The 14450-nt window shown below is 69.0% G+C and carries 9 protein-coding genes and 4 pseudogenes; 4 read left to right on the top strand and 9 right to left on the bottom strand.

The annotated features are described in order from the left end of the window. Window positions 1-70 precede the first annotated feature (70 nt). Window positions 71-340: a helix-turn-helix transcriptional regulator gene (locus BIV23_RS42075; RefSeq protein WP_071386274.1), complete on the bottom strand. Its 270-nt coding sequence runs from the start codon at window positions 338-340 to the stop codon at window positions 71-73. A 743-nt stretch (window positions 341-1083) separates the two neighbouring features. Continuing rightward, complete coding sequence (locus BIV23_RS42080; protein WP_071386275.1) at window positions 1084-1815, bottom strand: alpha/beta fold hydrolase; 732 nt, start codon at window positions 1813-1815, stop codon at window positions 1084-1086. A 151-nt stretch (window positions 1816-1966) separates the two neighbouring features. Between BIV23_RS42080 and BIV23_RS42085 the strand changes: the two genes are divergently transcribed. Next, window positions 1967-2881 (top strand): IS982 family transposase, encoded by a 915-nt coding sequence (locus BIV23_RS42085; protein ID WP_071386276.1) that lies wholly within the window; start codon window positions 1967-1969, stop codon window positions 2879-2881. An 80-nt stretch (window positions 2882-2961) separates the two neighbouring features. Then, on the top strand, window positions 2962-4161 hold the full coding sequence (locus tag BIV23_RS42090; protein ID WP_071386293.1) for an IS4 family transposase: 1200 nt from the start codon (window positions 2962-2964) through the stop codon (window positions 4159-4161). A 415-nt stretch (window positions 4162-4576) separates the two neighbouring features. On the opposite strand, the pseudogene BIV23_RS42095 reads toward BIV23_RS42090, so the two are convergent. The 7 genes and pseudogenes from BIV23_RS42095 to BIV23_RS42130 form a co-directional block, all read right to left on the bottom strand. Next, window positions 4577-4962: pseudogene (locus BIV23_RS42095) on the bottom strand (transposase); the annotation flags it as partial. A 23-nt stretch (window positions 4963-4985) separates the two neighbouring features. Then, the gene (locus BIV23_RS42100) at window positions 4986-5591 is read right to left on the bottom strand and encodes a transposase (protein ID WP_071386278.1); all 606 of its coding nucleotides are present in this window, start codon (window positions 5589-5591) and stop codon (window positions 4986-4988) included. Window positions 5592-5944: 353 nt separating this feature from the next. After that, window positions 5945-6358, bottom strand: a pseudogene (locus BIV23_RS54215) (helix-turn-helix domain-containing protein); the annotation flags it as partial. Window positions 6359-6415: 57 nt separating this feature from the next. After that, window positions 6416-7398: pseudogene (locus tag BIV23_RS42110) on the bottom strand (IS1380 family transposase); the annotation flags it as partial. Between the two features lie 817 nt (window positions 7399-8215). Beyond that, window positions 8216-8650 (bottom strand): annotated as a pseudogene (locus tag BIV23_RS53435) (serine dehydratase beta chain); the annotation flags it as partial. Window positions 8651-8865: 215 nt separating this feature from the next. Then, window positions 8866-11274 carry an ABC transporter permease gene (locus BIV23_RS42125; protein WP_071386282.1) on the bottom strand — a complete coding sequence of 803 codons (2409 nt, stop codon included), beginning with the start codon at window positions 11272-11274 and terminating at the stop codon, window positions 8866-8868. An 82-nt stretch (window positions 11275-11356) separates the two neighbouring features. Next, window positions 11357-12103 (bottom strand): ABC transporter ATP-binding protein, encoded by a 747-nt coding sequence (locus tag BIV23_RS42130; protein ID WP_071386294.1) that lies wholly within the window; start codon window positions 12101-12103, stop codon window positions 11357-11359. Window positions 12104-12245: 142 nt separating this feature from the next. Between BIV23_RS42130 and BIV23_RS42135 the strand changes: the two genes are divergently transcribed. Together BIV23_RS42135 and BIV23_RS42140 are read left to right on the top strand one after the other, a co-directional pair. Beyond that, entirely contained in the window at window positions 12246-13445 is a 1200-nt protein-coding gene (locus BIV23_RS42135; protein WP_177240235.1) for a sensor histidine kinase, read from the top strand. Then, window positions 13442-14125 carry a response regulator gene (locus tag BIV23_RS42140; RefSeq protein ID WP_071386284.1) on the top strand — a complete coding sequence of 228 codons (684 nt, stop codon included), beginning with the start codon at window positions 13442-13444 and terminating at the stop codon, window positions 14123-14125. The genes BIV23_RS42135 and BIV23_RS42140 overlap by 4 nt, the downstream gene beginning before the upstream one ends. Window positions 14126-14450 lie beyond the last annotated feature (325 nt).

Below are 14450 nucleotides of genomic sequence, written 5' to 3' on the forward strand. Positions count from 1 at the left end.
GGCATGGCGGAAAAAAGCGTGCCAGGACCCCGAACGATCGACGCACCGCCTCCGGCCTCGTGGACAGCCTTCAACGAGTGCGCATGGAACGCTCCATCGGCTTCTGGGCGAGAGGATTGAGAGCAGCGTTGGAACGTGAATCCGCCTGCTCCTGCGCTATGACCCACTCATTCAGCGCCGAGATCCTGTACATGATGCGGTGGCCCATGCGGAAGCTCGGCGGACCCTGCCGCCGGTGACGCCAGACATACAGGGTGTTCGGTGAAATGCCAAGGTATTCTGCCGCCTTGTTCAGGTTCAAGAACGCGGCTTCATGCGTGGATGCGATCTGGTCGTGCATGTGCTGTCTCCAGTGTGAGAAGAGTTGATGCACTCACGATCCGGAGAAGTCCGGCGTTGGTGAAACCGGGAAATTGTGGTAGTGCGCGTTTTGGGCTGCATCAGGGTGCTGAGGTGCGACTGTTGATTTCGGGCTTAGCAGTCCATGGCGCTGGATCCTCCTCTCGCTGAGCTGCGGTTTTGCCAGCACCCGTACGTTGACATGGTGTACGGGCAGTCTCAAGTCACGGCCGTCTGCCGTAGGCGAACTGCCGTGAGCGTCAGCGACGGGTGAAACGACGGGGGCGGATAGCCGCGGCGCTTCCGTCAAACGCCAGCTGTGGCCGGCGTGATGTTGCGATCAACCAGTTGCCTGAAGGAGGTCGTTGATCCAGATCATTGAGGCGCGGAGGTGGAGGCCGGGGAGATAGCTCTCGGGCTGCAACTGCCCAATATTTCATCCGACTAGATCAGGCGGGCGTGCGGCGTATGTCCACGACGGCTGCGGGAAAGGCCTGCTCGGCGTACGACGGCTGTCGAGATGAAGCTCGCCACGTGGTCTCCGGAGCGGCAAAGCGAGGACGACGTGCTGACCGCCGCCGCGTCTGTCGGAGGCCACATCATCGGCTGCGCCCGGGGTCGCCTCCCGGCGGGCTGCCCTAGATGATCAATTCCAAGGGGTGTCTTGTGACTGAGCATCACAGCTGAGTGCGCGGTCGCTGTCGAGGTGTTCAGGGGCGCCAGGTGATCCCGGCCGTGGCGTCCTCAGCTGACGGCAGGGAGTTGGCGGGCGAAGCGGCGGACGGCATCAGTGAAGGCATCGGGGTCGTCGAAGTTCGCGAGGTGTCGTGCCCGCGGGATCAATTCGACGCGAGCGTCCGGATGCGCGCGGGCGAAGTCCGCCTCCCCGGCGCGGAAGACGGCGTCCTTCTCGCCGTTCAGGATGAGAACCGGAGCCTTCACATGACGCATCGCACCCGCGTCGAAGCGTCCGAGTACCTCGTCCCAGGCTGCTGGCAGGGTATGGAAGGCGTAGCCGGCATGGATGGTCGCCTCCACCACTTCCCGTGGGTAGAGCCGCCGCAGCAACCGGTCGTTCCACCGGGCCAGGCGATCCGCCGGTATGCGAGGGACCAGCCGGGCGACCCACCGATAGGGTGCTGCCCGGAGGCCGCGGGTTGAGGCGCTGGCTCCCGCGAGGATCAGCCCGCGCAGTTGTTCCGGACGGCGTCGCGCGAACTCCAGCGAGGCATATCCGCCGAGCGAGTGCCCGACGACCAGAGCAGGCCCGCGGTTGAGCGAGTCGACCGCGGAAGCGATGATTTCCGTCGCGGTGCTCAGGCTCCAGGGCTGAGCCGAGCGCTCTCCGTGGCCGGGCAGGTCGATGGCGACTACCGGGAATTCGTCCTGGAGTGCGGCAAGCTGCATGCTCCACTGTCCCGCGCTGAAGCGTGTCCCGTGAACGAAGACTATGGGCACTGCATTCGCTGCTGTCATCAGTCCCCCAGGTGACACTGTCCTCAAGCCGACTCTACCGGCGGGATCTTCCTCGCGATCAAGGGAGAGCCAGAAGTGTTCAAACGGCCAACTGCGTGGCGCTCAGTCATGTGTTTGCGGAGACGAGAACGAGGGCGCCCAAGATCGTTGTGTGACGAACAACCTGGACACCCTCGCGACAGCACTCTATGCGACGACCGACGATCTGCTGAAGGAACATCCGGACTTGGCGCCGTGGCGGCCGGCAGTGGGGATCGCGCCACAGCTCACCGACGCCGAACTGGTCACACTCGCGATGATGCAGGCCATGCTCGGTTTCACCTCCGAGGCCAGATGGCTCCGGCATGCCCGGGCCCACCCGCGGCACCTCTTCCCGTACCTGCCGCAGCAACCCGGCTACAACAAGCGGCTGCGCAAGGCCGCCAACCTGCTCCGCCGGGTCACCCGAATCCTGGCCACCAGCACCTCGGCGTGGGGCGACGACGTGTGGATCGTGGACTCCACACCCGTGGAGTGCGGCCGCTCCCGGGAGACCGTCAAACGCTCCGACCTCGCCGGATGGGCCGAGTACGGGTACTGCGCCAGCCACAGCCGCTTCTTCTGGGGCCTGCGCCTGTACCTGGTATGCACCCTCCAGGGCCTGCCCGTCGCCTTCGCCCTGACCGGCGCCAAGGCCGACGAGCGCGAGACCCTGCTGGACCTGCTCGCGGCCGAACCGCACCTGGTCGCCGCCCGCCCGGGCCAGACACTGATCGGCGACAAGAACTACTTCGGCCGCGACTTCGAACACGAACTCGCCCAGCACGGCATCCAGTTGCTACGGCCGACCCGCAAGGGCGAACGGCAGCGGCCCGGCGGATCCCTGTTCAAACCGTTGCGGCAGGTCATCGAGTCGGTCAACGAGACCTTCAAGGGCCAGCTCGACCTCGAACAGCACCGAGGGCGCACACCTCGCGGTGTCATCGCCCGCCTCATGCAGCGAATACTCGCGCTGACCGTCGTGATCTGGCACAACGACCACACTGGACAAGACACCCTCCGTTCGCTGACTTCGTACGATCACTGACCCCTTGGAATTGATCATCTAGCCTCAATGCCGCTGACTTTGGGGTGAGTTGCTTGTAGCTTGTGGCTGGGAGGGTGCTGGTGCCACGGGCTGGGCAGGTGAAGCCGCCGGTTGAGGAGCGGTTGTCGGACAGGATCGCGTTGGGGGTGCTGACGCGGGTGTTCCCGGCGGAGTTGGTCGATGAGGTTGTTGCTGAGGCGGGCCGGGTCGAGCAGCGGAGTCGGTTGCTGCCGGCGCGGGTGGTGGTCTACTTCGTGCTGGCCATGTGCCTGTTCTCCGGGCAGGCGTATGAGGAGGTCGCGCGGCTGTTGACGGAGGGCCTGGCGTGGGCCGGCCGGTGGCGGGGCAGGTGGGAGGTGCCTTCCACCGGGGCGATCTCCCGGGCGCGTGCCCGGCTCGGTCCGGAGCCGCTGCGGGCGCTGTTCGCGCGGGTGTGCCGGCCTGTGGCGACACCGGACACGGTCGGTGCCTGGTATCGGGGGCGGCGGCTGGTGGCAGTGGACGGCACCACGCTTGACGTGGCGGACACGGAGGACAACGACGCGTTCTTCGGACGGCCGGGGTCCGGGCGTGGGGACAAGAAGAGCGCGTTTCCGCAGGTGCGGCTGGTGGTGCTGGCCGAGTGCGGCACGCATGCGGTGTTCGCCGCGGCCACCGGTCCGTGCACGGTGGCCGAGACGCAGCTCGCCGACAGCCTGCTGCCGCAGCTTCAGCCGGGGATGCTGCTGCTGGCGGACCGCAACTTCCCCGGCTACGACCGGTGGAAGGCGGCCGCCGCGACGGGTGCGGATCTGCTGTGGCGGGTCAAATCAGATGTCGTGCTGGTGGTGCGCGAGCAGTACGCGGACGGCTCGTACCTGTCGGAGATCTACGCGGCCCGGGACAAGCGCCGCGTGCACGGGCAGCTGGTGCGGGTGGTGGAGTACACCGTCGCCGGCCACGAGGAGGCCGGCCCGGTCCGGCTGATCACCACGATCCTGGATCCAAAGCAGGCACCGGCGGTGGAGCTGGCGGCCTTGTATCACGAGCGGTGGGAGGTGGAAGGAGTGCTGGACGAGATCAAGGTCCACCAGCGCGGCCCGGACGTGGTCCTGCGCTCCAGGTACCCCGACGGCGTCGAGCAGGAGGTCTACGGCTTCCTCCTCGTCCACCACGCCGTGCGCCAGGTCATGCACCAGGCCGCAGACCGGGCCGGGACCGACCCCGACCGGCTGTCTTTCACCCGCTCCCTGCGCGTCGTGCGCCGCCAGGTCCCCACCCAGGCGGCTTTTTCCCCCTGAACGGCTGGCCGCTGCCTGGGACCGTACCCTCGCCGAGATCACCCGACGCCGCTTACCGGTCCGCAGACTCCGCGCGTTCCCCCGCGTCGTCAAGCGCAAGATGTCCAACTGGGGCCTCAAACGCGCCCACCACCGCGACTGGCCCCAGCCCGCCGCCCCACCGGCCGATGCGGTCACCATCGTTCCCGCGTCCAAGACCGCCCCGACCAAGCGAAAACCCAAGGCCACGGCTTAAAACAGCGGCATTGCATCTAGCCTCGATGTTTCGTGACGGTCCGTCGGTTCGCCTGACGGGCCGTTTCGGCTGTTCGGGCTCGCGGCGGGCATCCCTGTAGCCCGGCTGTCGCGCCGGTTGGGCGCCGGGTTCCACTGATCCGGGTGTGGGCGGCTCGTCGGGACGGGACGTCGTTGCTGGTCAGTCGGGGTTCGGCAGTGCCTGGAGGCGGTCGAAGGCGGTGGTGATGATCGGGGTCCAGGGCCAGTGCCGGCCGAGCCGGAGCCAGCGGCGGCGGCCGGTCGTGACGAGGTGGGCGGCTGCGGAGAACAATCGCAGCCGCAGGCGCTTGGGCTCCCACCTGCGGGTTTCTCCGGTGAGGGCGAGCATGGGCATCCAGGCGAGCAGGTCCAGGGCGAGCTGGACGATCTCCAGCCAGATCCGGTTCTGGGCGGTGTCGTGCAGGGGAAGGTTGCGCAGCCGGTGTCGCGGGCGGCCCTGATGCGGTCCTCGGCGCGGGCCCGCTGACGGTGCCGCAGCTCCAGGGCCGCGATCGCGGTGCCGGTCGTGTTCGTCGCGAAACAACTGAGGTTTGCGCTTCGGGGTGACGTCATGGCGGTGTCCAGGTGAGGCCGGTCTCGGTGATGAAGCCGTCGAGGAGGTCGGGTCGGTATTGCATCTTCTTCAGCCGGGTGCGGGTGAGGTCGGCGAGGGCGTCGACGGTGCAGGCGGCGAGGTTGCCCAGGTCGTTCTTCAGGTTCGCCCACACGCCTTCGGCCGGGTTCAGGTCCGGGGCGTAGGCCGGCAGGCGGAAGACGGTCAGCCACTGTTGCCGGGCGGCCAGTAACTCGCGCATCAGTGCGTCTTTATGCTGGGTGGAGTTGTCCCAGATCAGCACGGTCTTCCCACCGAGCTGCTGGTGGGCGGCGTCCAGCAGGGCGGCGAAGTCCTGCTCCCTGAAGCCGTTCTTCTCGCCGCGCCGACCGGGGTGGTGCACCAGCATCCGGTAGAACAGGCGGGTCCGCTCGCCCGGCTTCGCGCAGACCATCCCGGCGACCGAGACCCGCCCCGATCCCTTCCCCGAGACTTTGACCTGCGGCGGCACTCCGATGCGGGACCAGGTGCGGGACTTGGGCGGACGCAGCGCCTGGCCCGACTCGTCCTCGAACACCAGCCACGCGTCCTGCTCCCTCACCTTCTTTCCACGCGCGCCCATGTCTCCTCCCGCCACTGGCCGCACCTGCTCCTCGTCCCGTTCGGCGGCCCGGTGCTGTCGGCGTACACCTGAACACGGCCAGCAAGGTACAGAGATACGTCCCCACCCGAAGAAGGTCACGTGCAGGTCGGAGAGCCGGGGCCGCCCGATCTCTGAGGGTGCGTGACAGGACGGCCAGTCAAGGGCGCCCTTCGGGCGTCGCTGCGCGATGGGGCGTCGCCCCACCCTGGACAGCCCGCCCTGTCACGAGGCTGGCTGGCTATCGGCCGGCCCCGGCCCTGTGGCAACCAGGTAGCTGGCCCCGTTCGTGTGTACCTGGCTGGGGAGAAAACCCCGTACTCCGACAGGTGCACCGGAACCTGGACGGAAAAGCCCATCTGCCGCAGGATCCCCGACAGTTGTGGCTGGCTGAAGCGCACGTGGAAGCGCCGGGCGACGAGCACCGAGATCCTCGCCAGCGTCCACCGCTGGTCTTCCGTCCAGCCATGCGCGGCCGGTCCCTGCTCCAGCGCCCTGGCCAGCCAGGCCCGCCAGCCCGGCTGCATCCGCGACGCCACCCCCGAGGGCCCTCTGGAGCGCAGAGCATCCGTGCCGCCTTCCCGCCAGGCAACGTGCCAGGCATACGCGGACTTCCGTGAGACCCGTAACGCCCGCGCGACCTGCGGCGGCCGCATCCCGGCCGCGAACATCTCGGCGGCCTGGAACCGCACCCGCTCCCGCCGGGCCCGCTCCACCGCGGTCAGGCCACCCCCATCGGGATACCTCATCCCACTGGCATACACCCACCGCCGAAACCACCGTCACCCCGAAGCGCAAACCTCAGAAGTCAGCCGCATCCCGTCGGCGTCGGTGATCCGCAACTGAGCACCGGGGTGCGGCCGTTCCTTGCGGACGATCAGCCGCATGCCCGGCGGCCAGCCCTTCAGCACGTCGGCCGCGATCTCGGCGACCCGCGCACCGTCCCGGATCTGACCGTCGGGTTCGACGGCCGGTGTCCAGGCCGACGCGGGAACGAGAAGAGCCGCCTGGTGGATGGCGTCGGTGATGACCATCCCGACCGAGTAGGACAGCCCGCGCCGGGTGAGCCAGTTGAAGAACTCGTGGGCGCCGCCGGCGGAGTCGGTGCGGATCAGCGTCCGCCGTCCACGCCGGTGTTGCCGAACTGGGCCAGTGCCTGCCGAGTGACGGTGATGTGGTCGCTCGCGGTGTTGCTGCCCGCGTTCCCGGGCCGCAGCAGGCCCGCGACCGGCTCACCCGAGCCGCCTCGGCCGTGGTCGACGAACGCGACCAGCGGGTGGTGCCCGAAGGTCTTCTTCCACGTCGCGGCGGCGTCCTGCTTCTCGGAGTGCGCCAGGACCAGGACGCCGTCGAGGTCCACGATCACCTCGCCGCCCGCACCCGGCGCCGCCTGACCGGCCAATCTCCAAACGTGCTCTCGCACTTCGGCCTGTGCCCGATGGATGGCCGCAAGCGCTGTGGGACCCGCTGCAGCCAGCGTGTCGATCAGCCGGGAGACAGCCGGATCGGACGCGACCACGCCGAACACGGGGGGCTCGGCCCGCAGCATGCCGATGTCCGATAGACAGTCCCCGCCCAGCGCGACGCTCAGGGCGAGGTCCAGGAGGATCTTGCCTGGATCGTGGACCGCCCGAGGCTTGCGCCACGGCTCCAGCACCGCCGACAGGGCTGAGTCCAGGCCGATCCGTCGGGCGGTCTCCACCAGCAGGAACCGGCCCGCCTGCGAGACGACGCCGTTGCCGTTCCCCGACACCCGCAGGCGCGGGTAGAACCCGATACGCTTCCTCACCTGAAGAGTGCCTCCGGACGGCGCGGGAACTGGGACCTCGACGATCCTTATTCTCGCTGGTCAGAGGCACTTTTTGCGTAGATGGTCACCTACCGGACAGTCCACCTGGTCAAAGCCTGGGGCGGGCGGAGGGGATAGGCAGGATGACGTCGCCAGGCTCTCAAGAGGCAACGACGGGGGCCCGGTCGGTGTGGGCACTCACGCCGCTGGAGAGCGTCGGCCCGTTGCAGTTCGGGATGAGCATGGATCAGGCAGCGGCTGCGCTCCCGGAGATCCCTGAGTTGCGCCGGTTCCAGGCCGAACCCTGGTTTCCAGAGGTCGTGGGTATCCAACTGGGGGTCAGCCGCGAGGAACCTGCCGTACACGAGTACTTCGACGGCTCGGGCCAGCTGTTCTGCGTGGCGATTGATGCTGTTCGCGGACCGCAGGTGACAATGGACGGGGCGGAGTTGGTCGGTGGGGACCCGGCCAGGCTGGAGGAATGGCTGTTCGACCTCCCTGACTCGATGGGCGGCGTGTCCTACGGGCCACGCGGAAACCCGGGGATGAACGGCCTGGGCCTGGTCCTGCGAGTGCAGGACACTCCAACCGGACTGGTGACTCGGCCGGTGCTGGTTGGCCGAGACTGGGCCGACCGATGCGCTGACGACTGGGAGGGCGCTATCCCGGAGTGCGAGTGGGTGGGGCATGTGTGGCCTCACCCGTTTCTTGCCCCAGGGGTTCATGTGTGGCCGTCAGCCGGACAAGAGCCGGCATGGGCAGGCCGGTGGACACCGCCGTTCTGACAGCTCGGCCAGCCGCGTGGGTTCGGGGGACGTCATCGTGACTGCTCACTTGAGAGGTGCATTCGGCTGCCGTAGAAGCAGAACCTCGTCAGCCCTCCTTCTCGCTGGTCAGAGGCGCTCCTCAGATGACGAATACCTGCCGGACAGCGAGCCTCGTCAAAGCGCGAGGCTAGGGCGTGGTCCTCGGTGAAGGCGATCTCGGCCTCGGCGCCCTTCTCGGTGCCCAACAGTCGCAGTCGGCCGCTTTCGCGGATGCGCGCCAGGTCCGGCTCCACGCCCCCCCGCACGTCCACGGTGGCCGGCACCTGTCCCTCCAGCCCCAGCAACACTGCCTTCGGGCTGCTGTGGCCGTGGCCGGTGGCGCCGAGGGAGCCGAGCAGTTGTGCGCGGACCCTGGTCACCCGGGGCAGCGGGCCCTCGTTGTCCAGGCGCTTGACGAACATCCGGGCCGCACGTATCGGGCCGACTGCGTGTGAACTCTACGGGCCGATGCCGATCGAGAACAGGTCGAAAACGCCGACCGCCATGCTTGGGTACGTCTCACGCCTTTGTGTTGAGGAAAGAACGCCGGAATGCCGACCTCCCGAGGCTGTCAACCGGGGGAGGTCGGCATTGGCGTTCTTGCCGCGCCGTGCAGTGCCCAGCACGCTTTTGCTGCGGCGACCGGCGGCTCTGCTCGGTCCTACTCGGTCCGCAGCGCGGTGGCGGTCCGGGTCCGTGCCGCCCAGCCGGCCGGCGGCAGTGCGCCGAGCAGGGCGATCACGATCCCGCCGGCCAGCAGGGGGATGAGCAGAGCGGCGGTGTAGGTGTGGGACACGCTCGGCGGCAGGTGCCGGCCGATCGCGTTCCCCATCGGGGTCAGCGTCGCCTTCTCCACCGCGACCCCGAGCGGGACCCCGATCAGCCCGGCGATCAGGCCGGTGAGGGACACCGAGGTCAGAACCATCGCGATGGTCTGCTTGGGTGTCATCCCGAGGGCCTTGAAGATCCCCAGATCATGAACCCGCTCACGGGTGTCCTGCACCACCATGCTCAGCACCCCGAGCGCGGCTACCGCCATCATCATCAGCGTGAGCGTGGCCACCAGGGCGCCCATGGTGATCACCACGATGTTCTTGTCCCCGCCCGAGCTCGGCTGGGCCGAGGCGTTCAGCGGGGTCAGCGCGGCGGCGGCTGAGGTGGACCAGTCCGATCCGCTGACGTTGCCGGCCAACTCGACGTTGAACTGCTCGATGTGCGGGGCCAGACCGGCGGCGGTGAAGGTGGCCGCATCCGTCATGATCGTGTAGTCGCCCACGTTGGTGTCGAAGTTGATGCCGACGACCTTCAGCGGCAGTTGCTTGTTCTGCTGCACCACGGTGACATTGTCACCGACGTGGATCCCCACCGCCGCGGCCAGCTTGTCGCCGACCACGGCCTCGCCGGGCGCTGAGAACCAGCGGCCGGACAGCAGCTCCAGGTTCGTCCAGGTGAAGTCGCCCGTGACCGTGAACACCTTCGGCGGTTCGCCGCCGGGCGGGGCGCCGACGATGGTCGCGCCGCTCTCGCCCCAGCCGAACGCGGCCTTCGTGCCCGGGGTCCTGGCGAGCGCGGCGGCCACCTTGGCGGCATCCAGGTGCGGCCTGCGCGGGTCGTTGGGGCCGTAGCGACCCCAGGGCACGCCTACGTCGGCTGTGGGTATCACAAACTTCGACGCGACGTTGAAGCCTGAGGTACTGGTGTCCAGGTACTTGTTGAACGCGGACCCCAGCCCCACCGCGAACGTGACACTCACCACGCCGAACAGCACCGCCGCACCGACCAGTACGGCCCGGGCTGGCCGGGCGAAGGGCTGGGCCAGACCCAGCGACATGGCCCGGGGCAGCGGCAGCCGCGAGGCAAGACGCTGCGCCGTCCGACCGGCCCCGGCCCTGGGGGCGCGGCCGGCCACCAGAGCCTGCACTGTCGGCATCCGGCCGGCCCGCAGTGCCGGGATCAAAGCCGTGGTGCCGACGATCAGCAGGGTGCCCAGCGGCACCACGGCGCTGACCCACAACGGAATCGTGGCACTGGCCGCGCCGAGTTGCTTGGTGGCCCCGTCCAGGATCGGCACAGCCAGGAGATTGCCGAAAACCGTGCCGAGCACCACGCCGAGTGTCGCCGGGATCATGGCCTGCGCGGTGTAGGCGCGGGCCACCTGCGAAGGGGTGAAGCCCAACGACTTCAGAATCCCGATGCGCCGGATTCCCGAGGCCACAGCCCCGCTGACCACGATCGCGATGATCAGCACCGACATCAACAGCCCGAGGATCCCGAAGCCGGTCAGGAACGGCACGAAGGCCTTGGCGTTGCCGGTCGCCTGCTCTTCCGCGGTCAGGTATGACTGTGCGCCCTCGACCGCGCCGGCCGGCGCAGCGGCGGCCACCGCCTGCTTGTCGGTGGCGATGTCGGCGTCGGTCCCGGCCTTGGCGAACCGGTAGAGCATCTGCACGGCGGACTTGGCACCGGCGGCGGTGAGCCGCGCGAAACCGTCGGCGGTGGCGAAGGCGGTCGCGCTGTTGGTCACCGAGCCGCCGAAGCCGACGACCTTGAACGACGGCTTGCCCGGCAGGGAGGAGAACACCACCGAATCGCCGAAGCAGACGGTGGCATAGTGCTGCCACGGCAGCGCGATCTCGCCCGGGCTGGCCGGCCAGCGCCCCCGGGCCAGCACGAGTTGGTCCATCCCGGAGGTGCTACCCAGGTCGGGCCGGGTGGTGACGGTGACCGGACCGTTGTCGTGACCGGCGAAATCCTTCTTGGGGCAGTCCGTGCCGACGGTCGTGTCCAGGGCGGCGGCGATCGGGTACGGTCCGGCCGCCTCGGTAACGCCGGCGGCGTGCGCGGTGGCGGCGGCCTGCGCGGCCGTGGCCTTCGAGCCGTCGAACTGGACCGCCAGGTGCGCCCCGTTCCGAGCACTGAAAGCGTGGTCGAACGGGGCCTGCACGACGGCCAGCAGGCCGAGGGAGAGTACTGAGGACGTCACCGCGGCGAACGTCGTCAGGGCCATGACGATGGACTGGATCCGACGCCGGCCCACGCCGGAGCGTACGACCTTGCCGAGCGCGCTCACCGGCTCACCGCCGGCAACAGGCGGGCCACGGGCCGGAATCCGACCTCGAAGAGGCGCCGGGGCATCGGCGGCTTGCGCAGTGTCATCCGACCGCTCCCGCCGGACGGGTCAGCGGCGTGCGGGCGGCCAGGCCGGCACCGCTGCCGTCGTTGACGACGTCCCGCTTGACCGCGCCGTCCACCAACTCGATCGTGCGGCGCGCGGTGCTCGCGGCCAACTGCACATCGTGGGTCACCAACAAGATGGTCTGGCCCTCGCTGTTCAGGTCCAGCAGCAGCCGGCGCACGTCCTCGGCCGAACTCGAGTCCAGGGCGCCGGTGGGCTCGTCGGCCAGCAGCAGCGCCGGCTTGTTCATCAGGGCCCGGGCCACCGCCACCCGCTGCCGTTGCCCGCCGGACAGCCGCTGCGGGTAGGCCTTGGCATGCCGGTCGATGCCCAGCGAGCCGAGCAGCTCGATGGCCCGCCGCTTCGCCTCACCCTTGCCCATCCCGGCCAGCTGCGCCGGAACCATGACGTTGTCCAACACGGTCAGGTCGTCGAGCAGATTGAAGAACTGGAAGATCATTCCGATCGAGGCCCGGCGGTACTTCGCCGAACCGGCCTCACCGAGCTGATCGACGCGGGTGCCATCGACGGTCACGGTGCCACTGGAAGGCTTGTCCAGACCGGCGATCAGATTCAGCAGCGTGGACTTCCCGCTGCCGGAATGGCCGAGGATCGCCACGCACTCACCGGACGCCACGGACAAGGTCACACCGGCCAGCGCGGGCGGGCCGTCGTCGTACTTCTTTATCGCGTCCTGGAGAGCGATCATCGGCGGATTCGTCATGGCCATGAACCTAGGAACGGACCATGATCCATCGCGTCGGCTGGCGGATGTCACCTCTCCCCAGGCCATCGGCCCGGCGGCGTACCCCGCGTACATCCCCGGGGCGACGCGCGGAGCCGACGCCGCTGAATACGATCTCCGGATGGAAGAGCTTCTTCAGCGTCTCTCGACATCGAAGCGCGTGACCTGGCTGATGTCACAGGCCGTGGTGCCGGCCGCCGCCTGCTTCTACGCGATGCTGCTCCCCTGGACGATGCCGGCCCCTGCGGACGGCCTGTTCCGGTTCCCCGACCTCGAGCCCGTCCAGATGCTGGGTCTGTACGTCGTGCTCGCCCTTCCGGTTCTGCTGGTGCGCCGTCTGCCGGCGACCGTCTTCGCGGTGATCCTGGGCGAATCGGTCCTCGGCGACCTCTTCGGCGCGCGGCCCGTGATCGTGTTCGTCCTGCTCGTCGCCTTGGGCGGGTACCTCGCCGCCCGGCAGCCGAAGGCTGCCGCCGTCGGCTCCGTCGCGGGCGTCGCGGCCGCGTTCGTCAACGACATCCACGGCTACCCCGGGGAGACCGTCGGCGACGCGGCCCAGTGGACCGGGGGGATCGCGTTGTGGTTCGCGGTCGCGTGGGTCTTCGGGGGGGTGTATCGCAAACGCCGTGAATACCTCGAAGCCCTGCATGAGCAGAGGGCGGCCCGCGCCGTCATGGCCGAGCGGCTGCGGATCGCCCGTGAACTGCACGACAGCGTCGCGCACAGCATCGGGATCATCACGGTGCTGTCGGGAGCGGCGGCGCGGGTTGTGGAGACCAAGCCCGAGCAGACGCGGCAGGCGCTGACCGGCATCGAGTCCACCAGCCGCCAGACGCTGCTCGAGCTGCAGCGCATGCTCGGGGCGCTCCGCCGCGCCGAGCCGGACGACGCCATGCCGGGGGCCGCTCCGCTGGCGCCGGCCGGCAGCCTGGCCGACGTCCCGCGGCTCGCCGAACGCACGGCCGACGCCGGGGTGCGGGTCCAGGTGACCTGGCGGGGCGAGCGGCGTCCGCTGCCGCCGGAGATCGAACTGTCGGCGTTCCGCATCATCCAGGAGTCGGTGACCAACGTGGTGCGGCATTCCGGGGCGCGAATGTGCCGGGTCGCGGTCGGTTACGAGCCGGAAGGAGTGAGGATCGAGGTGGTGGACGACGGGGACGACGGTTCCGGCGGGCTGGGCCGTCCGAGGCACTCCGCGGCCGGCGGGAGCGGCTTCGGCCTGCTCGGCATGTGCGAGCGAGTGACGTTGCTGTCCGGCCAGTTCAGCGCCGGCCGGCGTCCGGAGGGCGGATTCCGGGTGACGGCGAGCCTCCCGGCATGAGCGTGCGGGTGCTGCTGGTCGATGACCAACCCCTGATGCTGGTCGGGCTCCGGATCCTGATCGGCGACACCGACGACCTGGAGGTGGTCGGTGAGGCCGGTGACGGCCGCGAGGCGGTACGCCTGGTGCGTGAACTGCGGCCGGACGTCGTGGTGATGGACATCCGGATGCCGGGCATGGACGGGATCGAGGCGACCCGGCAGGCGACCGCCGAGCCGGACCCGCCCAAGGTGCTGGTGCTGACAACCTTCGACGACGACGAGTACGTCTACGGCGCACTGCGCGCCGGGGCCAGCGGATTCCTGCTCAAGAGCATGGCCCTGAACGCGATCCTGGACGCGATCCGCGTGGTGGCGGCCGGCGACGCGTTGCTCGCGCCGAGCGTGACCCGACGGCTGATCGCGGACTTCGCCGGAACGTCCGGCCCCGCGGCCCCCGTTCCGGACGCCGGGCCCGCCGCGGACTCGAGTCCCATCGCGGGGATCACTGACCGGGAGCGCGAGGTGCTGGCACTGGTCGGACAGGGACTGTCGAACACTGAGATAGCCGAGCGGTTGGTGATCAGCGCGGCGACGGCGAAGACCCATGTCGCACGTCTGTTCGCCAAGCTCGAGGCGCGAGACCGCGTCCACTTGGCGATCATCGCCTTCGACACCGGGCTCGTGCCGCGTAGACGGTAGGGCAGGATGCTCTGCCGGAGGTCACCTCGGGCAGAAGGCCGAGCGCGTCGTAGCCCGCTTCGATCGTGAACCTGCCGTCGGCGAGTTTGCGCAGCCAACCGCGGTCGGCGAGCTTGGTCCGTTACGTGCGAAGCGGCTCCACTACGCCGCGGCCAGTTCGCCTCTAGCGACGAACTGGCCGCGGCCATCGGCACCTTCGTCCTGGCCTGCGACGAAGACGACGCCAAGCCCTACCGCTGGACCTACAACGGCAGCCCACTCAAAACCGCATGAACCGCCGAAGGATCAACGCGGCGCCGCACTAGTGTGATGCGCCTGAAATCGA

The organism is Streptomyces monashensis, assembly GCF_001866665.1.
GTDB classification, from domain to species: domain Bacteria; phylum Actinomycetota; class Actinomycetes; order Streptomycetales; family Streptomycetaceae; genus Streptomyces; species Streptomyces monashensis.